This is a genomic window from Planococcus salinarum, assembly GCF_007004625.1.
Lineage (GTDB): Bacteria > Bacillota > Bacilli > Bacillales_A > Planococcaceae > Planococcus > Planococcus salinarum.
The window spans coordinates 27386-49273 of sequence record NZ_VIFV01000024.1 but is presented as its reverse complement, the minus strand read 5'-3'; the positions used below and the strand labels follow the sequence as shown (position 1 = coordinate 49273).

Here is a 21888-nt window from a genome sequence, read left to right as displayed (position 1 = left end):
AGGGCTCAAAAGTCTGGTAGCACGTTATGAAACTTTGCGTTATGCATCTTAATTGAACCGCCGTATACCGAACGGTACGTACGGTGGTGTGAGAGGTCGGGAGTTAATCGCTCCCTCCTACTCGATTTGTTCGATAATATTTCCAGGAATTCAATGAACAGGTGAATATATTAAGAAAGTCAGCAACTAAAAAAAGACATCTCACGAAAGAGATGTCTCAAGGGTTTTAAATGAGATGGCCCAACAATAAGCCGATAGCCAACAAAAATGCAAAGAGGGTATTGGTTATACCTGTATCCTTCATTGCAGGCATTACTTTTAAAGGTTCGGTGTGAACTTTGAAAATCCGGATTATTTTAACAGGTTTGATGACGCTAAGGAAGACCAGGAGTGCCCATGGCGTTATCAGTCCGGATAAAACTAAAATCATTATCCAAAGATAAGATAGAACGAAAAAGCTGAGAAGTATATTTACCGCTGCTGGACGGCCTGCAAGAATGGCCAATGTTTTCCGTCCGCTGGCAGCATCACCCACAATATCCCGAATGTTATTAGCCATCATGATCGCCGCTACGAGAAGCGTGCTCGGAACAGATAATAACAGCGCATCTAATGTAATGGTTCCTGTTTGAATATAGAAGGCAATCAGTACAATCAAAAATCCCATGAACAGTCCGGAAAATAATTCGCCAAACGGTGTGTAAGCAATCGGATATGGTCCTCCAGTATAAAGAAACCCGATAATCATCGCTACGCCTCCCACCAGAAGAAGCCACCAGGTGGTTTGCATGCAGATATAGATTCCAAGAATACCAGCGATGCCGTAAAGCAGGAATGCAAGCCCCAGAACAGTTTTGGGCTTTACACCGTTTCGAACGATGGCTCCGCCAATTCCTACAGATTTTTCATTATCCAGTCCCCGTGCAAAATCATAATACTCATTGAACATATTTGTTGCAGCCTGTATCAGTAAACTGGCAATCAACATTGCGGAAAATAATATCCAATCAATCTGTGTATCTCTAATAGCGATCATAGTTCCCAAAAATACGGGAGCGAAAGAGGCTGTCAATGTATGTGGACGGGTTAATTGCCACCAGAGACGCCAGCCGCTGTCTGCTTGTAAAGTAGTTGCCATCATGTATCTCTCCTCTATATATTCCATATTATATTGTACTGCAAAATTGCTTGAATTACAGCAAATGTTGTGCTGATTTTAGCAGAAAGGGGTATGATAGGGGGTAGATGTTAAAAAGATTGATAGCTTGCTGCGAATTTAAGGAGCGACTATGTAAACGGAGGTAATTTGATGAATCGACCACAGTATTCATCGGCTCAAAAGTATAATAATTCGAGGTATATCTCATACCGTTTTTATACGGAAACCATTGAAGTCTCCAGAATGTCAGCATTGGCATTTTTTGAGGCTGGGGAAAAGACCTATAAAGGGAAGCGTTTTTTTTGGCAGAATCCGGAGAAAACATTTACATTGGTCGGCCTGGGGCATGCACATGTATTGAGTGCAAAGAACCATGAGGGGCGGTTTGAAGATATCAAAACCAATTGGCAAAGTCTCTGCAAACAGATCGTCAACGAAGAATCTTTCGTGGAACCTATCCTGTTTGGCGGTTTTTCTTTTGATCCTTTGAATAAAACCAAAAGTATGTGGCACAGTTTTCCTGAAGCTTATTTTGTAGTGCCGACATTCCAGCTGGTCATTAAAAATGATCGGGCATATGTAAGCATCCACCTGATAACAAAAAAAGATGATACATTTCCAGAATTTGAGGCATTGCGTAAAGAACGCGATAAGCTGATCCACGCTGCGCAAGTATCTGAACCGATAGCTTATAAAAAACCAGAAGTCACTGGGCGGGAAGAATTGAAGAAGGCTTCCTATCTTTCTTCCATTGAGAAAGTGACTGGAGTAATCAAAGCAAATCAAGCAGAAAAAGTTGTGATAGCCCGCGTCTTGAGGTTGGATTTTGACGAACCGCTGTCAGCTTCGTCAGCTCTTTATCAAGTTTCCAAAGAACAGCCGGAGAGCTTTTTATTTGGTCTGGAGGCCGAAGAGCAATTCTTTTTTGGTGCCACTCCCGAGCGGCTTGTGAAAGTGGAGGACCGGCGGGCATTATCAACGTGCCTGGCAGGATCCATTCCGCGCGGAAGGACAGTCGAACAAGATATTGAACTCGGCAATGAACTCTTGAATGATCCGAAAAATTGTTCGGAACACAAATACGTTGTGGATATGATCAGCAAAGTATTCCTGGCTCATTGCAGGGGGCAATTTGTACCGAAAAAACCGAAACTGATGAAGGTCAGGGATATACAGCATCTATATACACCAGTTGAAGGGGATTTAAAGCCGGAGTCAAATCTGATCGACCTTGTGCGTGATCTTCACCCGACGCCTGCACTGGGAGGGGAACCACGGCAATCAGCACTCAGCCTGATCAGACAATATGAGACGATGAACCGTGGCTACTACGCAGCGCCGGTCGGCTGGATTGATGCAAAAGGGGACGGGGAGTTTGCTGTTGCAATTCGCTCCGCTTTATTGGATAGAAAAGAAGCTTATTTATATGCTGGGGGGGGAATCGTCGAAGATTCCACTCCCGATTCGGAGTATGCGGAAACTTGGGTGAAATTCCGCCCGATGCTTCGAGCCCTGGGAGGTCAATTGAGTGACGAATCGTAAATATTTAACCGAATATGTTTCCTCGTTCACGCATAGTCTGGTGAACCAGGGAATTATGAATGTGGTAATCAGTCCGGGGTCAAGATCGACACCTTTGGCATATGCCTGCATGAAGGAAGAGGGGCTCACCGTTTACCGCCAGATTGACGAACGTTCTGCGGCTTATTTTGCCCTCGGCATGGCAAAGGCTTCCGGTAAGCCTGTCATGCTTCTTTGCACGTCCGGCACTGCAGCAGCGAATTATTTTCCGGCGATCGTCGAAGCTTTTTATGCAAGAATCCCGTTGATTGTCGTTACAGCGGATCGTCCGCACGAGCTGCGTGAAGTGGGCGCATCCCAGGCAATCAATCAAATAAATTTATTTGGCTCACATGTCAAATGGTCGGTTGATTTGCCGATGCCGGAAGAAGATAACCGGCTGGATTTCCTGGTCCGCCATTTGCACCGCTCAGTTAAAACAGCAATGTCTGAACCCAAAGGTCCGGTGCATTTGAACGTGCCTTTCCGGGAACCTTTGCTGCTGGATTTCGAGCAGCAATATAACAGCACTGACGAAATTATGCATTTAACAGGTGAATCCCGCTTGCCGGTTTCTGTGCAACAATTCTTGGAGGAAACTGTGAAAACAGATAAAGGGCTTCTGATAATCGGGGAAATGACCGGGAAGATGCCCTCGGAATTCTGGTCGTTTATCCGAAAATTGAATTGGCCGGTGCTGGCCGATCCGTTGTCAAATGTTCGGTCGAACATAGATCAAAGTTGTAAAGATCTCATTATCGACAGCTACGATGCCATTTTAAAGAGTGAAGTTTTCAAAGGAAGCATGGTTCCGGAAGCGGTTATCCGTATTGGTCCACAGCCTGTTTCAAAACCGTTGACTCTTTACCTGGCTACTGCAAAACCGAAAACCTATGCCGTATTCGACGAATCTCCGATGATGCGTGATGCACAATCGGTCGTGACCCATCATATCCAGGCTTCAACAGATGGCTTGTGGCAGTTGCCGATCTCGACAAAAACGGCCAATCCATATACCGATAAATGGACAGCGGCTTCGGAGTTGTTCTGGAAATTGACAGAAGTACATTGCAATGAAAAATTGGATGAAGGCGTATTGGCGAAGATTCTATTTGATGAGCTTGATCATTGCGACCTGATTGTCAGCAGCAGCATGCCTATCCGCGATACCGATACTTATTTCAAGTCCACAGAACGCGATGTCATGATTTATGCGAATCGAGGAGCCAATGGCATTGATGGTGTAGTTTCGACAGCCTTTGGTGTACAGGCGGCAAAACAGCGACCAGCGTTCCTGTTTATTGGAGATCTGTCGTTTCTCCATGACATGAACGGGTTGATCGCGTCAAAAATGCAACAGACCGACCTGACGATTATTGTCATGAATAATGACGGGGGTGGAATTTTCTCCTATTTACCTCAGTCGAAGGAAGAGCGTTATTTTGAGGAGCTATTCGGCACGCCGACAGGATTAAAATTCCAAGATGCCGCCAAAATGTATGATGCGGATTATGCAGCTGTGGAGACAAAGGATCAATTGCGCGAGGCACTCCGTAAGGGGAAACAAAAAGCTGTGAAAATCGTCGAAGTGTTTACGGACCGGGAAACGAATGTACGGGTGCACCGGGAATTGTGGAATCGTTTGATTGAGGAGCTGGACAGGCAATGAAGCTGGAAATCGAAGGCGTCAATTATCACATTGAAATTTTAAATGAAGATAAGGAACAGACGCTGGTGTTTCTCCACGGCTTCACTGGCAGCACCGTTACCTGGCACAATTTAGTTTCACATTTCACGGATTATAAAATAATTCTGCTCGACTTGCTTGGGCATGGGCTTACAGAAAGTCCGGAAAATCCGGAACGGTATGCAATGGAATTGCAGTTACGGGATCTTGAAATGCTGTTTGGGCGAATGGGGCTGGAAGAGTTTGCTCTTGCCGGCTATTCGATGGGTGGGCGCGCAGCACTTGCTTATGCCTGTACGTTTCCCGGGAGGGTGTCTGTTTTGGTGCTGGAAAGTGCTTCACCCGGTTTGAAGTCGGGAGCAGAGCGCAGCGACCGGAGACAGAGTGATGGTGAACTGGCAGAGCGGATAGTTTCTGGAGGAACCGAATCTTTTGTAAAAAGTTGGGAAAAAACCCCTTTATTCAGCACGCAGGAATCCTTGCCGGATCCGGTAAAAATAGCGGTCCGGGAAGAACGTATGGCCCAAAATCCGATCGGTTTGGCCAATAGCCTGATTGGCATGGGAACGGGGGCACAGGAGTCGTACTGGGAAGCACTCTGTCGCTTGAAAATCCCGGTTTTATTGCTTACGGGCAGTTTGGATGACAAATTCACTGCGATTGCGAAAGAGATGGTTTCGTTAATGCCGGAAGCTGTGCATCAGGAGATACTGGCGGGACATGCATTACATGTGGAAAAATCTGATGAATTTGCTACAATAGTAAGGGAGTATCTGAAACTGAATTATTAGGAGGAAAATCATGACACGTGAATGGGTAACAGAACGTACATATGAGGATATTAAATACGAAACTTATAACGGGATCGCCAAAATTACGATCAACCGTCCGGAGGTGCGCAATGCATTCCGTCCGAAAACGGTTCACGAATTGATCGATGCGTTTTCACGCGCACGCGATAATTCGAATGTAGGCGTGATTGTTTTGACAGGCGAAGGGGAAAAAGCCTTCTGTTCGGGCGGTGACCAGTCTGTCCGCGGCCACGGAGGTTATGTGGGAGAGGATGAAATTCCACGTTTGAATGTTCTTGACCTGCAGCGCCTGATCCGTGTAATTCCGAAACCGGTAGTGGCGATGGTCGCAGGATATGCAATTGGCGGCGGACACGTGCTGCACGTCGTCTGTGATTTGACGATTGCTGCTGACAACGCTCGTTTCGGCCAAACAGGACCGCGCGTCGGTTCGTTTGATGCCGGCTACGGTTCCGGTTATCTGGCTCGCATCATCGGTCATAAGAAAGCCCGTGAAATCTGGTACCTGTGCCGTCAATACGACGCACAGGAAGCACTTGATATGGGCTTGGTCAACACGGTCGTGCCTTTGGACCAGCTGGAAGACGAGACTGTAAAATGGAGCGAAGAAATGCTTGAAATGAGCCCGACCGCTCTTCGTTTCGTTAAAGCTGCTATGAATGCCGACACGGATGGCCTGGCTGGGTTGCAGCAAATGGCTGGTGACGCTACGTTGCTTTACTATACGACGGATGAAGCGAAAGAAGGACGCGACGCTTTCAAAGAAAAGCGCAAACCTGACTTCGGCCAATTCCCGCGTTTCCCTTGATCATCAATAATTGAAAGCTGTCCTTCCGGGGACAGCTTTTTTTGGCAATTACATCTGAAATCATTTGATAACAGCATCAGGTTTTTCTGTTTGCTTTGAAGAAAGGGATTTTGTGAAATGAGTTATCCAAACTGGCTTAGCCAACGTGCCTACTTGAACGGCAGCCGAATGGCGTTATCATTTGAAAACGAAAAATGGTCATTCGCGGAAATCCATAAGATTGCAGTCGATTATGCGGGGAGTATGGCTTCTTTTGGCATCACTGCTGACTCGAGAGTTGCGATTCTGGCGAAATCCCACCCGGAATCGGTCTTTGTCATGTATGCATGCCTCCATGCGGGCTGCGAGATGGTCATGTTGAATGACCGGCTTTCGGCAGTGGAATTGGGGTATCAGCTGGCAGATTCTGAAGCGGGCTACTTACTGGTGGATGATGAACTTCAGGAGAAAATCGATTTCGGGAATAAAATTCTGTTTGGGGAAATCAAAAATGCAGAGAAGGCTGACTTTATTCCTTCTGCAGAATGGTCTGAGGATCGGACGATTTCCATCATGTATACATCGGGGACGACAGGCTATCCGAAAGGGGTACGCCAAACAGCCCAAAACCATTTCTCGAGTGCGGTTTCCTCAGCATTGAATATCGGTATTTCGCCAGATGATGTATGGCTTTGTGTCATGCCGCTATTCCACATCAGCGGATTTTCAATCTTGATGCGTTCCCTTGTTTATGGCATGGGCGTTCAGTTGCATCCGAAATTTGACGCAGAAGCATGTGCAATTGAATTAGGCGCCGGGACTGTAACCCATATGTCAGTTGTGGCAGTGACATTGGAACGGATATTAAATCAGCTCGAAACACAAAGTTTGGAGGTTTCTCCAAAATTCAAGTCGATGCTTGCAGGCGGGGGACCCGTTCCGGTTTCATATATTGAACGGGCTGAGAAATTCGGAATTTCTGTCTTGCAGACCTACGGCATGACGGAAACTTCGTCACAGACGACAACACTGCAGCCGGCCGATGCAAAACGGAAAATCGGTTCATCCGGCAAGCCATTATTTTTGTATCAGATCAAAATTGGGAATGATGCGCCGGCTGGAGAGAAGGCGGAAATTCAGATTCGGGGTCCTCAGGTGACGGCGGGCTATATTGGAAAATACGCGGAGCGGAAAGTGCAGGAAGATGGATGGTTTCATACGGGAGACATCGGTTACCTCGATGCAGAAGGATTTTTGTTCGTCGTCGATCGGCGGTCAGATCTGATTGTTTCCGGTGGAGAGAACATCTATCCGGCTGAAATCGAGAAAGTGCTGCTGGGCCACCCGGCTGTCCTTGAAGCGGGCGTCTGCGGCGTGGCTGATGATAAATGGGGGGAAGTACCGGCAGCTTATGTCGTCCTGAAAGAACGCGTTGAACAACAGGAGCTGATGGAATTTTGCCAAACGCAGCTCGCTTCCTATAAAGTGCCGAAAAGGATACAGAAAGTCGAAGCATTGCCGCGCAATGCTTCGAACAAACTGTTGAGAAGAGAGCTGAAGACATGGAATTGACGATTAAGGCGATTGACCTGAAAACGGTGAAGGAACCATTAAAGCAAAGTTTTAAAACTTCATTGCAGACGGTTTCGGAGCGGGAAAGCCTCATTGTGAGAGTGACTTCAAACGAAGGGTTGGAGGGTTTTGGTGAATGTGTTGCCTTTTCAACCCCTTGGTATACGGAAGAAACGGTTGTAAGCAGCCGCTTTATCGTTGAACACATGCTGATTCCGATTTTATTGAATAAAACATTGGAGAGTCCCTGGCAAGTTGCTGATTTGTTTGCGGCGGTCAAAGGTAACCATATGGCAAAGGCTGCGATCGAGACGGCGGTGTGGGATTTGTTTGCAAAAAAACGGGAGATGCCGTTATGGCAAATGATCGGTGGTGCCGGTATCCCTGTGCCGGCGGGAATCGTCGTTGCGGTGGATGAAGACAAGATTGCCGGGCAAGTAGCTGCGGCTGCCAATGAAGGCTATAGCCGGGTCAAAATCAAAATCTCACCGGCAAGCAATGTGTCCCTTTTAAAAGACACTATCCTTCAATACCCGGACACACTTTTTTTTGCTGATGCCAACGGCACATTCTCTGAGGGTTCCTGGGACCGGCTGATGGAATTCGACACGGCTGGCTTCAAGTTGATCGAGCAACCTTTCGGCGAGCAGCAATGGGAGCTTCACACCCGCGCGAAACAAGCGATGGATACAGCCATCTGCCTTGATGAAAGCATCTGCAGTGTGGCAGACGCCAAGCGGGCAATTGCCGAAGGGGCTGCGGATATCATTGTCTTGAAGATGGGGAGGCTCGGTGGCTGGAGTGAGACGCTGAAAGTCGTCGAGCTGTGCCGTGCGCACTCGATCGGAATGTGGGTCGGGGGCATGATTGAATTCGGGGTAGCCAAGTCGCACAATCTGGCGCTGGCTTCCTTGCCGGGGATTACACTTCCAGGGGACTTTTCGGCTTCTCGCCATTTCTGGGAGCGGGATATCATCGAACCGGAAATCACTATTGAGAGTGGAACAGTCGAATTGAGCAAAGATGCCGGAATAGGGTGCCGCGTCGATTGGGAAAGGCTTTGAATCCGGAAATTTTTTTCTCGGTCTTCTGTCAATATGAAAGGGGAATAGGCCATGAACACGATTCAACCCGCTGAGATTAAGTATTTTGCCATCGGCATGCCGGAGAAGCTATCCTACGGAGAAGGCAGGGAGATGCTGACAGCCATCTGCAAAAAGCCGGTTCAGCATGCTTTTTTAACAAAAGGCGGCTTCCATGGTGATGGGGTGGCGAACACGAAGCATCACGGCGGAACGGACCGCGCTGTCTGTATTTATCCTTATGAACATTATGCACACTGGGAAAAAGAATTCGGCATCCAGCTGCCGCCTGCCGCGTTTGGAGAGAATTTGACGGTGACAAATATGCTCGAGGAAAATATCCATATCGGAGACATCATACGTATCGGGGAAGCTGTCGTGCAAGTGACGCAGGGCCGCGTTCCTTGCAATACAATCGATCGGCGCCTCGAAATGGCGCCTTTCCTGAAAGCAATGGTGACGACAGGCTTCACCGGGTATTTATGCCGCGTGCTCCAGGAAGGAAGAATTGCAGCGGATGATCAGGCGGTTGTAATTGAGAGGGATTCAAAAAGGATCTCCGTTCTCTTTGCCAACAATGTGAATTTTCATCACCCGAAGGATACCGAAGCGATTCAGCGTGTATTAGAAGCTGAAGCGCTTGCTGCAAAATGGCGTGCCTGGTTGACAAAACGTTTAGAAAAATTGTCCATATAAAAAGCATCGCGAATCGGATTCGCGATGCTTTTTATTTATTTCAAAATAGTTTCAAGTACTTCAAGATTCTTTTCCATCAATGTGAAATAAGTTTCACCGTTGTCGATATCTTCCTGTGTCAATATACCAAGGTTGTGCATTTCAACAGCTTCAGCCCCAACTTCCTTCTGAACGACTTCCGTCAGGTTTGAGGAGACGTTCTGTTCGAACACAATGTATTCGATGTTTTTATCGCGGGCAAGATCGACGATTTCCGTCAATTCCTTTTGGGAAGGTTCATCCTGGCTGTTCAGTCCTGCAATCGCCACTTGTTCAAAACCGTATGGCTCCGACAGATAAGTGAAGGCTGCATGGGACACAAAGAAAGTATCTTTTGTCACTTGTTCATGCAATTCGCTGAATGATGCATCCAACTCTTCGAGTTCGCTGATCAGTTCCGCGTGATTCGTTTCGTACGTATCTTCATTGTCAGGATCTTGAGCGATCAGGCTATCTTTGATGGAATCGGCAAGGTTCTGGCTTAGTGTTGGTGATATCCAGAGATGAGGATCGGTTGAACCGTGGTCATGGTCATCATGGCCAGCTTCTTCTACGTGTTCACCGTCTTCTTCATGAGCATCTTCTTCATGAGCGTCTTCTGCGTGACCGTCTTCTGCGTGACCGTCTTCTGCGTGACCGTCTTCTGCGTGAGCGTCTTCTTCGTGTCCATCTTCTGCGTGAGCATCTTCTTCATGTCCATCTTCTTCGTGGGCTTCTTCGTCTTCATGGCCCAGAGCCGCTTCCAACTGTTCATCGGTGATTGAATCCGCAAGAGCTTTAAACTCAACGTCTTCACCTTCCAATGTGCTTTTGGCGCTGTCAATGAAACCTTCGAGGCCTAGGCCGATGTAAAACATCAAATCAGCTTCAGCAATGGCAATCATATCCTGCTGGGTAGGTTCGAAAGTGTGCTCGTTGGCACCGGCCGGATATACGGATTGGACATCAACCAGATCCCCGCCAATTCTTTCCGTAAAATAAGTCAGGGGATAGACGGTAGTATAAACCTGCAGTTTGTCGTCATTCTCTGTACCTGACGACTCAGGGGAATCCGCGCTATCAGTTCCGGTGTCACCGCATGCAGCGAGTGCAAAAACGGGGAGAAATAAAGTGGATAAAATCAATTTTTTCATGGTGTACCTCCAAAATGTAATGATTACGTTTTATGTTCAAGTAGTATCTTAACCCATACTATTTTCAAACACAAGAAAAACCTCCAAATTATTTTTTTGGAGGCCATTCTTCAGGGACGAAATCCACGCCGCCTTTATTGAAAGGATGGCAGCTGAGTATCCGTTTTGTTGCCAGATAGCCGCCTTTCAACGTACCATGCTTCTCAACGGCTTCTATGCCGTAATGGGAACAGGTGGGGTAGAACCGGCAGCTGGGCGGTGACAGGGGGGAGATGAACCGCTGGTAAAAGCGGAAAATTTTGATCAACGTTGTTTTCATGGCGTTCGCTCTCTTCTTTCCATAAGATTGGAAACTTCTAATGTTTATTGTAGGGACTTTAAAGGTATTTATAAAGTATAAGAACTTATCAAATGGAATGGAGAGTGATTTTGGATGTCGAACTTCTAATGTTTATTGTAGGGACTTTAAAGGTATTTATAAAGTATATGAACTTATCAAACGGAATGGAGAGTGATTTTAAATGTCGAAAGAGTTAAATCAGGAATTGAATGTTCAGGTGGCTACCTGGTCGGTTGTTTATACGAAATTACATAACTTCCACTGGTATGTAAAAGGACCATCATTTTTCACATTACATGTTAAGTTTGAGGAATTGTACGATGAAGCGACGGCTTATATGGATGAAATCGCGGAACGCCTTCTGGCGCTTGGCGGCAAACCGGTTGCAACGATGAAAGAGCAGCTCGATCTGTCTGTTGTCAAGGAAGCCACAAGCAAAGAAAACGCGGAAGAAATGGTTGAAACGATTGTCAGCGATTATGACAAGATCATGACTTCACTGAAAAAAGGAATGGAATTCGCAGCGGAAGATGGCGATGATATGACGGAAGATATGCTGAATGCCATTCACCAGGCTCTCGAGAAGCATTCGTGGATGCTTTCTGCATTTCTTGGCGAAAAGAAGTAAAATAGAAGTACACAGGCGCACACGTTTCGATTTGTGTGCGCTTTTTTATTTGTTCAGGAGTGAGGAAAATGGAATACAGGGATTTAAATGGATACCATTGCCGGTTGTCGTTTGAGCCGGATGCGTTTCGACTTGCCAGCAGGCATGTCCTCGTCATTGCGAAATATAAGGGCAAATGGCTCCTGACGAAACATGGTGAGCGGGGCCTTGAATTTCCCGGCGGCAAAGTGGAGCCGGGGGAAAGCTTGCAGGAAGCAGCAAAAAGGGAAGTTTACGAAGAGACAGGTGGAACTGTGGAAGGGCTGAAATGGTTTGCGGAATACATGGTGCAATCTGAACGGCCCTTCTGCAAAACCGTCTTTACTGCAAAGGTCTCGGACATCAGGAAAACCGAACTGATGGAAACGGAAGGGGCTGTTTTGGTGGATGTTTTGAAGCCTGACGACACTTATAGTTTTCTGATGAAAGATGACGGGATGAAAGAAATTGTGAAGCGGGTGAAGCTGGATGAAAAATGGTGAGATTAGTTCGAAGAGGTGGTATCCTTCACCAAATCCGCATGTGAAGCTGACTGAAATTGTTTATTGGTCGGAAGGCTTGCGGGTCAAGGGACTGCTTGCAGAACCAAAAGCGCCGGGTAATTACAGCGGGCTGTTGTATTTGCGCGGTGGCATACAATCGATCGGCATGGTCAGGCCGGCACGCGCTGCGCAATATGCGGCCCAGGGCTTTGTTGTGTTCGCGCCTTATTACAGGGGCAACCGCGGAGGAGAAGGCCGGGATGAATTTGCGGGTGCTGACCGCTGGGATGCAGTTCACGCAGTGGAAGTGCTGAAGCAGTTCTGTAACGGAAAAGTCCATTTATTGGCTTTTTCAAGAGGTGGCATCATGGCGCTCTGGACTGCCGTGCTGCGGGATGATATCACTTCTTTGGTCACGTGGGCAGGCGTTACGGATACCGTCCTGACGTATAAAGAGCGGCCGGATATGCGCCGTATGATGAAGCGCATCTATGGAGGCACACCGAATACCGCACTGACTGCTTATGAAGAAAGAAATCCTCTGCTGCGGCTGGATGAAGCGACTGCACCGATGCTGATCATCCACGGGCTGAAAGACGAAAACGTGCTGCCTGCGCAGGCATTTCTTCTTGAATCCGCTTTGAAGCTGAATGGCCACCCCCATGAAACCTGGTATTTTCCTGAGTATGATCATTTCTTTCCGCCGGCCGCCAACCGGAAAACGGTTGCAGCATTGGCGCATTGGATGAAAGAACAGGAAAACCCAGACCGAAGCTAGTTAGGTCTGGATGATGAAATGAAGCTGCTGTAAGCAAATGAAAAAAGCACATCCGGCGATTCGCCGGATGTGCTTTTGCATATTATTTAGTTAACGGGCCGCCGTGGACGCTGATGTCAGCAGAAACGGTACCGAATTTCTTGAAGTTGTCCTGGAACTTTTGGGCAAGTTCTTTCGCTTTTTTATCATAAGCCGCTTTGTCAGCCCAAGCATCACGAGGATTAAGGACTTCTGATGGCACTCCTGGAACTTCTTGCGGAATGCTCAGGCCGAAGACGTCTTCCTGTTCTGTTTGGACGTTGTGCAACTCACCTTTTATTGCTGCGCGCACCATTGTGCGGGTATAAGAAAGCTTCATGCGGCTCCCGACGCCATATTCGCCGCCTGTCCAACCTGTGTTGACCAGGAAGACCTCCACATCGTGCTCATCGATTTTATTGCCGAGCATTTCTGCATACACCGTTGCATGCAACGGTAGGAAAGGTGATCCGAAGCAAGTTGAGAATGTGGCTTCCGGAGACGTGATGCCACGCTCAGTGCCAGCGAGTTTGGAAGTGTAGCCGCTCAGGAAATGGTACATAGCCTGTTCTTTCGTCAGTTTGCTGATAGGAGGCAGTACGCCGAATGCATCAGCAGTCAGGAAGACGATTGTTTTTGGATGTCCAGCCATGGAAGGGTGGATGCTGTTTTCGATTGCATGAATCGGGTAAGCAGCGCGTGTGTTTTCAGTCAATGACCCATCATCATAATCAGGAATCCGGGTTTCTGTATCAACGACAACATTTTCAAGAACCGAACCGAAGCGGATCGCGTCAAAAATCTGTGGTTCGTTTTCACGTGAAAGGTTGATTGTTTTCGCGTAACAGCCGCCTTCGATGTTGAATACGCCATTATCCGACCAGCCATGCTCGTCATCGCCGATCAATTTGCGGTCCCGGTCTGCAGACAATGTAGTTTTGCCCGTTCCGGATAAGCCGAAGAACAAGGCAACATCTCCATCCTGGCCTACGTTTGCGGAACAATGCATCGGAAGGATGCCTTTTTCAGGCAAAATATAGTTCATGATTGAGAAAATGGATTTTTTCATTTCGCCGGCGTACTCGGTGCCGCCGATCAAAATCACTTTCTTCTCCATGGAAACGATGATGAATGTTTCGGATTCAGTGCCGTCAACTGCCGGATCTGCCTTGAAAGTAGGAGCGTAAACCACTGTGAATTCTGCCTCATGGATTTTCATCTCTTCAGCTGTCGGACGGATGAATAATTGATGGGCAAACAAATTATGCCACGCGTATTCATTGATCGTCTGGATGTGGAGGCGTGATTCAGGGTCTGCACCGGCAAAGCCTTTAAAGACGAAAAGTTCTTCTTTTTGCTTGAGATGCGCAAGGACTTTTGTATACAGGTTTTCGAAAACTTCAGAGGAAATAGGGCGGTTGACATTGCCCCAGTCAATTTTGTCTTTCGAAATTTCTTCCTCTACCATATACTTGTCCTTAGGCGAGCGGCCTGTGTATTTTCCAGTTTCGGCTGTAACGGCGCCTTCCTTGGTCAAAACTGCTTCTCCGCGGGATGTTGCAGCCTCCACTAATTGCGGGACTGACCATTGCGTGTGGACATTTGGGCCATTTAAAAGATCTTTCAGATCGCTGACAAGGTTAAGTGAGTTCATATATGTACCTTCCTTTTCGGTTATTCCCAAGGCATTGGGGAAGAGTTATATTCGAACAATAGTATAACACATTAACCCGATTAGTCTATACTAATAAACCGGTCGAAATGAAAATTCCTCATATGTGCATAATTAATACCCGAAATTGGCTGCTTTCAAGCATCCATCGCAAATAAATGTTGAAAATCGTTGACATCATTTGGTCAGTTCCGTATGATAAAAAATTGAACGGATACTCTTATTCCGAGCTGGTGGAGGGGGCAGGCCCTATGAAACCCGGCAACCTGCTGCATTGTGCAGCGCTGGTGCCCAACCTGAAGCAAGGCGCAGGCCTTGGATGATAAGAGTGAAAGGTGCTTATGATGATTTTCCCTTTCCTCATGATGTATGAGTGAAGGGATTTTTTTTATCTATAAGAAATTACAACAGTGAGTTTTCGTGGATTTTCAGAAGACGTAAATCCAAGTCCAGACTCCAGCGCCCTAATCCCCGGGAAGATAAGCCACTCTGTGTCCAGTCTCCAGTGCCTGGCTCTTCGAGACTGTGAGGCTGCAAAAACGCCTCTTCACCAGAGTGACTTATGCCTGAGGGATTTAGACGGACGCATCCGCTTTTCTTATAAAACGCCCTTAATCCTCGTGTACAAAGGCCACAACGGCTTGAAGTTCAATCCAGAACGTTTGGAACGGACTTGACATGGGAAAACGAGTACCGTATCAATTTCGAGAGCAATCTCGCAGGATATAAGGAGGAACTTTTTTTGAAAAACCGTCGATTATTCACATCAGAATCAGTAACAGAAGGACATCCGGATAAAATCTGTGACCAAATCTCAGATGCCATCCTGGATGCAATCCTCGCAGAAGACCCGAACGCACGGGTAGCGTGCGAAACCACCGTTACGACAGGACTGGTCCTGGTGGCAGGGGAAATTACAACATCAACTTACGTGGACATTCCGAAAGTAGTGCGCCAAACAGTGAAGGAAATCGGATATACGCGTGCCAAATATGGCTTTGATTCTGAAACAAGTGCCGTTTTGACTGCAATTGACGAACAATCGCCGGATATCGCTGCAGGAGTGAACGTTGCGCTTGAGTCTCGAGAAGGCCAAATGACAGACAAGGAATTGGATGATATCGGAGCTGGAGACCAGGGTCTGATGTTCGGATTCGCGTCCAATGAAACTGAAGAATTAATGCCGCTTCCGATCAGCCTTGCCCATAAACTGGCGAGACGGCTGGCAGAAGTAAGAAAAGAAGAAATCATTCCTTACCTTCGTCCGGATGGCAAAACACAGGTGACGATTGAATATGACGAAAACGATAAACCGGTGCGTGTGGATACGATTGTCATTTCCACTCAACATCATCCGGAAGTTACGCTTGAGCAGATTCAACGCAACATTAAGGAATACGTCATCGATGCAGTTGTCCCGGCTGAGCTGCTAGACGCTGACACAAAATATTTCATCAACCCGACCGGCCGTTTTGTTATCGGCGGACCTCAGGGAGATGCCGGTTTGACTGGACGCAAGATTATCGTGGATACCTACGGCGGATATGCACGCCACGGCGGCGGCGCATTCTCCGGCAAAGATGCGACGAAAGTTGACCGTTCAGGTGCTTATGCAGCGCGTTATGTAGCGAAGAATATTGTCGCTGCCGGCCTTGCAGACAAATGCGAAGTACAATTGGCGTATGCCATCGGTGTTGCCCATCCGGTATCGATTTCGTTCGACACATTCGGAACAGGGAAAGTCGACGAGAGCACATTGATCGACCTGGTACGCAATAATTTTGACTTGCGTCCTGCCGGCATCATCAAGATGCTTGATCTTCGCCGACCAATCTACAAGCAGACTGCAGCATACGGTCACTTTGGCCGTACCGATGTGGATCTTCCTTGGGAGCGCACAGACAAAGCGAACGCTTTAAAAGAGCAAGCAGGAATTTAATGGAACTGAAAACCGCAGGAGCCCTCGGGCTCCTGCGGTTTTATCATTTCTGCAACGATTTGTAATAGGCGGCTTTTTCTGCGTATTCGCGGACGATGCGCTCCATGTCGGCGATATCATCTTCAGCCAGGTCGCGGATCACTTTGGCGGGACGGCCGAATGCCAGTGTGCCCGGAGGGATGATTTTCCCTTGAGGGACGAGGCTGCCGGCTCCAACAAATGCGCCTTCGCCGATTTCTGCGCCGTCCAGGATAATCGAGCCCATGCCGACCAAAGCATTCTTTCGGACGGTGCAGCTGTGGAGAGTGACCTGATGGCCAATCGTCACATTATCTTCCAGAATCAATGGGTTGTCCGGGCTCTGGTGAAGCATGCAGAGATCCTGAATGTTGGTTTTCCTGCCGATGATGGTCGGGGCTACGTCACCGCGGACAACGGTATTAAACCAAACAGAGGATTCGGCTCCGATTTTGACGTCGCCTGTTATCGTCGTGAAATCGGCAATGAAGGCAGATGGGTCTATTTGCGGGTGTTTGTCTTTGTACGGGTAAATCATGGTAAAACTCCTTTATTCAAGATAAGATATCTTTAATGGTAGCAAAAGCTTTCGAAAGGTCAACTTTAAGAGCTGGTATCGGCCGACATAGGATTAAAGGGGGCGTCTAGTATGTGGAAATGGCAGGCTGAAGGTCAGGCGAAAGCAGTAATCGTGATTATTCACAGTGCATATGAACATCATCTGCGCTACGCCTGGCAGATCGAGCAATGGCGTTCAGCCGGATTTCATGTCGTTATGGGGGATTTTGCAGGGCATGGTAAAAGCCGGTCTTCTGACAAACCCCATAAGGCCAGTTTCGCAATTTATGAAAAGGACATTGAGGAAATGCTGGAAGCTGCGCTTGTGGATGAATTGCCTGTCTTTGTAATAGCCCATGGCTTTGGTGCCACCCTGGTGATGAGCTATTTGAGCAGCGTACAGCAGAATATTGCGGGAGTCGTATTCACGTCGCCTTGGCTGCATCTCGTCAAGACCCCTTCGAAAATTTCCAGCGCATTGTCGGGTCTGCATAAATTGACGCCGAATTTAAAAATAAGTCATGATTTGACAATTGAAGATCTGACCCGCAATCCGGACATTATCGAAGTCGAACGCGATGATGAACTTTACCGGCCCATCGTGACGGTGAAATGGTATCACGAACTGCAAGCTTATATGAAGTCGATTGCCGGGGGAAAAGTGAAGTTCCCTGACATTCCAGTATTTGTCCATACAGGTGAAAAAGATTTGGTGACGGATATAGATTTTTCGAAAAACTGGCTGAAACAGCAGGAGTTGAAAGAATTCAGTTATAAAGAATGGAAAGGCGCATACCATGATCTTTTCCAGGAACCGGAGCGGGAAGATGTGTTGATTACGACGCATTTATTTCTGAAAAATGTTCTTCGGTCGTTGGGTTATGTAGTGAAGTAAGATGAAAGGAATGGGTGGGTATGGCATTGCGTTACAGTATTCTTGATCAGTCGCCAGTTTCAGAAGGCAGCAATCCCGGCGAAGCATTGAAGCAAACCGCCATACTGGCACAATCTGCAGAGCAATGGGGATACACCCGATTTTGGGTGTCTGAACATCACGACGCCCAAACTTTGGCCGGTTCATCCCCGGAAATTTTGATATCCCACCTTGGAGCAGTGACTGAAACGATCCGGCTCGGCTCTGGAGGCGTTATGCTGCCGCATTACTCCTCTTTTAAAATTGCAGAGAATTTTAAATTACTGGAAGCCTTGTATCCCGGAAGAATTGATGCAGGTGTAGGCCGGGCGCCGGGTGGAATGCCAAGGGCTTCGCTGGCGCTGAATGAAGGTCGGCCGCGAAATATCGACCGCTTTCCGGAGCAGATCGACGAATTGTCGATGTATCTGAATGATGCCATTCCTGACGATCATCTTTACCACGGTATGAAAGCGACACCGTTGACTCCATCCGCACCTCCAATATGGATTCTGGGTTCCAGCATGACTTCGGCTTTATTGGCAGCTGACAAGGGCTTGCCTTATATGTTTGCCCATTTCATCAACGGGGAAGGCGGCCAGGATTATACCCGGACTTACAGGGAACGGTTTGTAAGTGCTGAAGGAAATGTCCCTTATGTCGGATTTGCGATTTTTGTGGTCTGCCAGGAAACAGAGGAGGAGGCGGAACGGGTCGCTTCATCACTCGACCTTGCGCTGTCGATGGGCGCCCAAGGGATGCCTTCGAAAGGGACGCCATCACCTGAAAAGGCACAGGCATATGAATATTCCAAGTTTGAGAAGCTTCTTGTAGCTGAAAACCGCAAACGCATGGTTGTCGGAAATCCGGAACAGGTCGGAGCGCGTTTGGAGTCGCTCGCGCAGGAGTATGGAGCGGATGAAGTGATGCTGGTATCGATCGCCTATGATTTTGAATCAAAACTGAAAACCTTCAGATTGGTTGCGGAACAATTAAGGAAGAGCAATCAGAAAAAATAAGGCATTGAATACAATAAAAATAACCTTGTATGAATAGCAATTATTCATGCAAGGTTATTTTTATTTGGAAGTATTATTCTTCAATTGTTTTTTCTCGATGGCAACGAGAAACGGCGGTGAATGCTGCTGATTGATGAATTGGTATTTCAGCACATCAAATTTGGTTTGCGGCAGTTGAAGGGCGTAATCCATCACCGCATCCCGTTCCTCGCTGCCACCTTCGTGCCCGGAATAGATGACGATCACAACGAGGCCGTTTTTTTTGAGCAAGTGGACACACTGTTTGATGGCGGACAACGTTGTTTCCGCTTTTGTAATGATGCTGTGGTCGCCTTTCGGCAAATAGCCCAGGTTAAAAACGGCTGCGCCGATTTCATCTTTGACATAACGCCCGATGTTCGCATGGCTGTCGAGAATCACGTCAACATTATCGAACTCTTTGACACGATCCCGGGTGGCGTGCACAGCATCTTCCTGGATATCAAAGGCATACACTTTTCCGGAGCCGGCAGTCAGTTGCGCAAGAAATAAAGTGTCGTAACCATTGCCGGCGGTCGCATCAATTACGTTGTCGCCAATTGTGACAGACTGTTCGAGGAGGTATTTCGTGAAAGGAAGAACACGCATCAGCGTCATGCCTGCACCTTCTTCGGAAAATATTTGCCCTGCCAGCTGCCCCTTCGTTCAAGCTCGGCATCGATGCCATTCAGTACGTCCCATTTATTGACGCTCCACATCGGGCCGATCATCAATTCGATCGGTCCGTCCCCTGTTATTCGCTGGACGATCATTTCCGGAGGGATCACTTCCAGTTGGTCCGCAACGAGCTTTATGTATTGATCCTTTTCAAGGAACTCCACCATGCCCTTTTCGTATTGTTTGACCATAGGCGTTCCTTTCAGCAGATGCAGCAAATGGATTTTTATGCCCTGGACATCCAGTTTGGCCACTTCCCGGGCAGTTTCCATCATCATGTCGCGGTCCTCAAGCGGCAAGCCGTTGATGATGTGGGTGCAGACCCGAATTCCGCGGCTGCGCAATTTTTCGACTCCTTCTATATATAAAGTGAAGTCGTGGGCGCGGTTGACAAGCCGCGCCGTTTTTTCATGGACCGTCTGGAGGCCAAGTTCGATCCACAGGTACGTCCGTTCATTCAACTCTGCCAAATAGTCCACCACATCTTCAGGCAGGCAATCGGGGCGTGTGGCGATGCTCAAACCGATGACATTTTCCTGAGCAAGTGCAGCTTCGAATTTCTCTTTAATGACCGGGAGCGGGGCATGGGTATTGGTATAGGCCTGGAAATAGGCGATGTATTTGCCGTCTTTCCACTTTTTGTGCATTTTTTCTTTGATCTGTTCGAACTGGACCGGAATCGAATCAACGCGGTCGCCGGCAAAATCACCGGATCCGGCTGCCGAACAGAATGTGCATCCGCCGTAAGCTACCGTGCCGTCGCGGTTTGGGCAGTCAAAGCCGGCATCCAATGCGACTTTCATAACTTTATGGCCGAAATGGTCGCGCAAGTGGCGGTTCCATGTGTAATAGCGTTTGCCGTCTGAAGAAAAAGGCAGGTTCAATTCCATAACATCAACTCCTCTTTTGTGTATTGTAGCATGGCGGTAATTTGTGCCACAACGACTGAAAATCCTGCTGTGAGGGGTGAGTGAAAAATTTTCTTGTAGCGATGCAGAAAAAGGAATACAATGACTCTTGGAATTGAGATATGAGGAGACAGAACGATGCCGAAACAAGTGTGGCTTTTAATCATCGGAATGCTCGTCAACGTCACAGGAAATTCATTCCTGTGGCCGTTGACGACAATTTATATGCACGACCATTTGGGGAAATCATTGTCACTGGCCGGGCTGGTGCTGATGGCGAATGCGGGAGCTGCGGTCATTGGCAATCTGCTCGGCGGCATGCTGTTCGACCGCATCGGCGGATACAAATCAATCATGGGCGGAATTACCATCACCGTTTTGGCGTTGGTGGGATTGAATATCTGGCATGAATTTGTGCCGTTTGTCGCTTTTTATACGATCATCGGTTTCAGTGGGGGAATCGTTTTTCCAAGTATGTACGCGATGGTTGGAACCGTTTGGCCGGAAGGCGGACGCAAGGCGTTCAACGCCATATACCTGGCACAGAATGTGGGGGTGGCAGCGGGACCCGCAATGGCAGGAGTTCTGGCAGTCTATAGTTTTGATTATATTTTCATGGCGAATCTTGGAATGTACATTGTCTTTTTCTTCATCGCGCTGATCGGCTTCCGGTCGATGTCCATTTCGGCGGTTTCGCATACCAGCGTTTTCAATGAAAAGAAGAAAATCCGCAACCGCACGCCTTTTTATGCGCTGCTGATCGTGTCGGCGGGTTACCTGCTTTGCTGGGTCGGGTACGTACAGTGGCAGTCGACGATTTCCGCCTATACGCAGGAAATCGGCATCACCCTGCCGCAATACAGTTTGCTCTGGACATTGAACGGCACCTTGATCGTGCTCGGCCAGCCGCTGATCCGTCCGATTATCAAACGCATCGAAAATAACATCAAGCAGCAATTGGTCATTGGTATTATTATCATGATGGTGTCGTATCTGGTGGTGGCGTTTGCCCAGGAATTCAGTATGTTCGTCGTGGCGATGGCGATTTTAACGATTGGTGAAATGTTCGTCTGGCCGGCTGTACCGACCCTGGCCAACCAATTGGCACCAAAAGGGCGGGAAGGTTTTTACCAGGGCATCGTCAACAGCGTGGCAACGGGCGGTCGCATGATCGGCCCGTTGATGGGCGGGTTGATGGTCGATTTTTATGGCATGCAGGCATTATTCATTTTAGTGACGTTTTTGCTGGTCGCGGCAATTGGCGCATCGATGGTGTATGATATTCCGTTGAAGCGGAAAGAAGCGGTGGAGCTGCAGGAATCAATAGGGGAAATGTAATTCAAGTGAATTCCA

General features: G+C 47.8%; 21 protein-coding genes and 1 riboswitch. Of the genes, 14 read left to right on the top strand and 7 right to left on the bottom strand.

The window, feature by feature from the left end; translation table 11 throughout:
- Positions 1–226: 226 nt before the first annotated feature.
- A complete protein-coding gene (locus DIJ65_RS12565; protein ID WP_117302820.1) occupies positions 227–1138 on the bottom strand; it encodes a 1,4-dihydroxy-2-naphthoate polyprenyltransferase in 912 nt (303 codons plus the stop codon).
- A gap of 171 nt (positions 1139–1309) precedes the next feature.
- Here DIJ65_RS12565 and DIJ65_RS12560 point away from each other — a divergent pair, with 171 nt between their 5' ends.
- The 7 genes from DIJ65_RS12560 to DIJ65_RS12530 all read left to right on the top strand — a co-directional run bounded on the left by DIJ65_RS12560 (position 1310) and on the right by DIJ65_RS12530 (position 9355).
- Positions 1310–2701 (top strand): isochorismate synthase, encoded by a 1392-nt coding sequence (locus tag DIJ65_RS12560; RefSeq protein ID WP_117302818.1) that lies wholly within the window; start codon positions 1310–1312, stop codon positions 2699–2701.
- Positions 2688–4388: a 2-succinyl-5-enolpyruvyl-6-hydroxy-3-cyclohexene-1-carboxylic-acid synthase gene (gene menD, locus DIJ65_RS12555; RefSeq protein ID WP_117302816.1), complete on the top strand. Its 1701-nt coding sequence runs from the start codon at positions 2688–2690 to the stop codon at positions 4386–4388. The genes DIJ65_RS12560 and menD overlap by 14 nt, the downstream gene beginning before the upstream one ends.
- The gene (gene menH / locus DIJ65_RS12550) at positions 4385–5197 is read left to right on the top strand and encodes a 2-succinyl-6-hydroxy-2,4-cyclohexadiene-1-carboxylate synthase (RefSeq protein WP_117302815.1); all 813 of its coding nucleotides are present in this window, start codon (positions 4385–4387) and stop codon (positions 5195–5197) included. Before menD ends, menH begins: the two co-directional genes overlap by 4 nt.
- 10 nt (positions 5198–5207) lie before the next feature.
- Positions 5208–6026 carry a 1,4-dihydroxy-2-naphthoyl-CoA synthase gene (gene menB / locus DIJ65_RS12545; RefSeq protein WP_117302813.1) on the top strand — a complete coding sequence of 273 codons (819 nt, stop codon included), beginning with the start codon at positions 5208–5210 and terminating at the stop codon, positions 6024–6026.
- 117 nt (positions 6027–6143) lie between these two features.
- Positions 6144–7577 carry an o-succinylbenzoate--CoA ligase gene (locus tag DIJ65_RS12540; protein WP_117302811.1) on the top strand — a complete coding sequence of 478 codons (1434 nt, stop codon included), beginning with the start codon at positions 6144–6146 and terminating at the stop codon, positions 7575–7577.
- The gene (gene menC, locus DIJ65_RS12535; protein ID WP_117302810.1) at positions 7568–8641 is read left to right on the top strand and encodes an o-succinylbenzoate synthase; all 1074 of its coding nucleotides are present in this window, start codon (positions 7568–7570) and stop codon (positions 8639–8641) included. Before DIJ65_RS12540 ends, menC begins: the two co-directional genes overlap by 10 nt.
- A 51-nt stretch (positions 8642–8692) precedes the next feature.
- On the top strand, positions 8693–9355 hold the full coding sequence (locus DIJ65_RS12530) for an MOSC domain-containing protein (RefSeq protein WP_117302808.1): 663 nt from the start codon (positions 8693–8695) through the stop codon (positions 9353–9355).
- Between the two features lie 35 nt (positions 9356–9390).
- Here the strand turns inward: DIJ65_RS12530 and DIJ65_RS12525 are convergent, their stop codons facing one another.
- Together DIJ65_RS12525 and yidD are read right to left on the bottom strand one after the other, a co-directional pair.
- Complete coding sequence (locus DIJ65_RS12525; RefSeq protein WP_117302806.1) at positions 9391–10527, bottom strand: metal ABC transporter solute-binding protein, Zn/Mn family; 1137 nt, start codon at positions 10525–10527, stop codon at positions 9391–9393.
- Positions 10528–10615: 88 nt separating this feature from the next.
- Positions 10616–10846: a membrane protein insertion efficiency factor YidD gene (yidD, locus tag DIJ65_RS12520; protein WP_117302805.1), complete on the bottom strand. Its 231-nt coding sequence runs from the start codon at positions 10844–10846 to the stop codon at positions 10616–10618.
- Positions 10847–11048: 202 nt separating this feature from the next.
- On the opposite strand from yidD, the gene DIJ65_RS12515 reads away from it, so the two are divergent.
- From DIJ65_RS12515 to DIJ65_RS12505, 3 genes are all read left to right on the top strand, one after another.
- Positions 11049–11495, top strand: a complete 447-nt coding sequence (locus tag DIJ65_RS12515; RefSeq protein ID WP_117302803.1) for a Dps family protein — start codon at positions 11049–11051, stop codon at positions 11493–11495.
- A 68-nt stretch (positions 11496–11563) separates the two neighbouring features.
- On the top strand, positions 11564–12016 hold the full coding sequence (gene ytkD, locus DIJ65_RS12510; protein WP_117302801.1) for an RNA deprotection pyrophosphohydrolase: 453 nt from the start codon (positions 11564–11566) through the stop codon (positions 12014–12016).
- Complete coding sequence (locus DIJ65_RS12505; protein WP_117302799.1) at positions 12003–12794, top strand: alpha/beta hydrolase family protein; 792 nt, start codon at positions 12003–12005, stop codon at positions 12792–12794. Before ytkD ends, DIJ65_RS12505 begins: the two co-directional genes overlap by 14 nt.
- Before the next feature lie 82 nt (positions 12795–12876).
- Here DIJ65_RS12505 and pckA read toward each other — a convergent pair whose 3' ends face one another.
- Positions 12877–14466: a phosphoenolpyruvate carboxykinase (ATP) gene (pckA, locus tag DIJ65_RS12500; RefSeq protein WP_117302797.1), complete on the bottom strand. Its 1590-nt coding sequence runs from the start codon at positions 14464–14466 to the stop codon at positions 12877–12879.
- Positions 14467–14701: 235 nt separating this feature from the next.
- A riboswitch (SAM riboswitch) is annotated at positions 14702–14813 on the top strand.
- Between the two features lie 413 nt (positions 14814–15226).
- Here pckA and metK point away from each other — a divergent pair.
- Positions 15227–16423, top strand: coding sequence for a methionine adenosyltransferase (metK, locus tag DIJ65_RS12495; protein ID WP_117302796.1), 1197 nt, complete (start codon positions 15227–15229; stop codon positions 16421–16423).
- 43 nt (positions 16424–16466) lie between these two features.
- On the opposite strand, the gene DIJ65_RS12490 is transcribed toward metK, so the two are convergent.
- On the bottom strand, positions 16467–16979 hold the full coding sequence (locus tag DIJ65_RS12490) for a gamma carbonic anhydrase (protein ID WP_117302794.1): 513 nt from the start codon (positions 16977–16979) through the stop codon (positions 16467–16469).
- 111 nt (positions 16980–17090) lie between these two features.
- On the opposite strand from DIJ65_RS12490, the gene DIJ65_RS12485 reads away from it, so the two are divergent.
- Positions 17091–17894 (top strand): alpha/beta hydrolase, encoded by an 804-nt coding sequence (locus DIJ65_RS12485; RefSeq protein WP_117302792.1) that lies wholly within the window; start codon positions 17091–17093, stop codon positions 17892–17894.
- Between the two features lie 20 nt (positions 17895–17914).
- Positions 17915–18931: an LLM class flavin-dependent oxidoreductase gene (locus DIJ65_RS12480; protein WP_117302791.1), complete on the top strand. Its 1017-nt coding sequence runs from the start codon at positions 17915–17917 to the stop codon at positions 18929–18931.
- A gap of 60 nt (positions 18932–18991) precedes the next feature.
- Here DIJ65_RS12480 and DIJ65_RS12475 read toward each other — a convergent pair whose 3' ends face one another.
- Both DIJ65_RS12475 and DIJ65_RS12470 read right to left on the bottom strand, forming a co-directional pair.
- Entirely contained in the window at positions 18992–19567 is a 576-nt protein-coding gene (locus DIJ65_RS12475) for a tRNA 5-(aminomethyl)-2-thiouridylate-methyltransferase MnmM (RefSeq protein WP_117302789.1), read from the bottom strand.
- Complete coding sequence (locus tag DIJ65_RS12470) at positions 19564–20517, bottom strand: tRNA modification radical SAM protein MnmL/YtqA (RefSeq protein WP_071152479.1); 954 nt, start codon at positions 20515–20517, stop codon at positions 19564–19566. Before DIJ65_RS12470 ends, DIJ65_RS12475 begins: the two co-directional genes overlap by 4 nt.
- A 156-nt stretch (positions 20518–20673) precedes the next feature.
- Between DIJ65_RS12470 and DIJ65_RS12465 the strand changes: the two genes are divergently transcribed.
- Positions 20674–21873 carry an MDR family MFS transporter gene (locus tag DIJ65_RS12465; RefSeq protein ID WP_071152480.1) on the top strand — a complete coding sequence of 400 codons (1200 nt, stop codon included), beginning with the start codon at positions 20674–20676 and terminating at the stop codon, positions 21871–21873.
- The last annotated feature ends 15 nt before the right edge of the window (positions 21874–21888 follow it).

Coding starts and splice junctions, on each gene's coding strand:
- DIJ65_RS12565 (WP_117302820.1), bottom strand. CDS start 1,138: ATGGCAACTACTTTACAAGCAGACAGCGGCTGGCGTCTCTGGTGGCAA.
- DIJ65_RS12560 (WP_117302818.1), top strand. CDS start 1,310: ATGAATCGACCACAGTATTCATCGGCTCAAAAGTATAATAATTCGAGG.
- menH (WP_117302815.1), top strand. CDS start 4,385: ATGAAGCTGGAAATCGAAGGCGTCAATTATCACATTGAAATTTTAAAT.
- menB (WP_117302813.1), top strand. CDS start 5,208: ATGACACGTGAATGGGTAACAGAACGTACATATGAGGATATTAAATAC.
- DIJ65_RS12540 (WP_117302811.1), top strand. CDS start 6,144: ATGAGTTATCCAAACTGGCTTAGCCAACGTGCCTACTTGAACGGCAGC.
- menC (WP_117302810.1), top strand. CDS start 7,568: ATGGAATTGACGATTAAGGCGATTGACCTGAAAACGGTGAAGGAACCA.
- DIJ65_RS12530 (WP_117302808.1), top strand. CDS start 8,693: ATGAACACGATTCAACCCGCTGAGATTAAGTATTTTGCCATCGGCATG.
- DIJ65_RS12525 (WP_117302806.1), bottom strand. CDS start 10,527: ATGAAAAAATTGATTTTATCCACTTTATTTCTCCCCGTTTTTGCACTC.
- yidD (WP_117302805.1), bottom strand. CDS start 10,846: ATGAAAACAACGTTGATCAAAATTTTCCGCTTTTACCAGCGGTTCATC.
- DIJ65_RS12515 (WP_117302803.1), top strand. CDS start 11,049: ATGTCGAAAGAGTTAAATCAGGAATTGAATGTTCAGGTGGCTACCTGG.
- ytkD (WP_117302801.1), top strand. CDS start 11,564: ATGGAATACAGGGATTTAAATGGATACCATTGCCGGTTGTCGTTTGAG.
- DIJ65_RS12505 (WP_117302799.1), top strand. CDS start 12,003: ATGAAAAATGGTGAGATTAGTTCGAAGAGGTGGTATCCTTCACCAAAT.
- pckA (WP_117302797.1), bottom strand. CDS start 14,466: ATGAACTCACTTAACCTTGTCAGCGATCTGAAAGATCTTTTAAATGGC.
- DIJ65_RS12490 (WP_117302794.1), bottom strand. CDS start 16,979: ATGATTTACCCGTACAAAGACAAACACCCGCAAATAGACCCATCTGCC.
- DIJ65_RS12485 (WP_117302792.1), top strand. CDS start 17,091: ATGTGGAAATGGCAGGCTGAAGGTCAGGCGAAAGCAGTAATCGTGATT.
- DIJ65_RS12480 (WP_117302791.1), top strand. CDS start 17,915: ATGGCATTGCGTTACAGTATTCTTGATCAGTCGCCAGTTTCAGAAGGC.
- DIJ65_RS12475 (WP_117302789.1), bottom strand. CDS start 19,567: ATGACGCTGATGCGTGTTCTTCCTTTCACGAAATACCTCCTCGAACAG.
- DIJ65_RS12470 (WP_071152479.1), bottom strand. CDS start 20,517: ATGGAATTGAACCTGCCTTTTTCTTCAGACGGCAAACGCTATTACACA.
- DIJ65_RS12465 (WP_071152480.1), top strand. CDS start 20,674: ATGCCGAAACAAGTGTGGCTTTTAATCATCGGAATGCTCGTCAACGTC.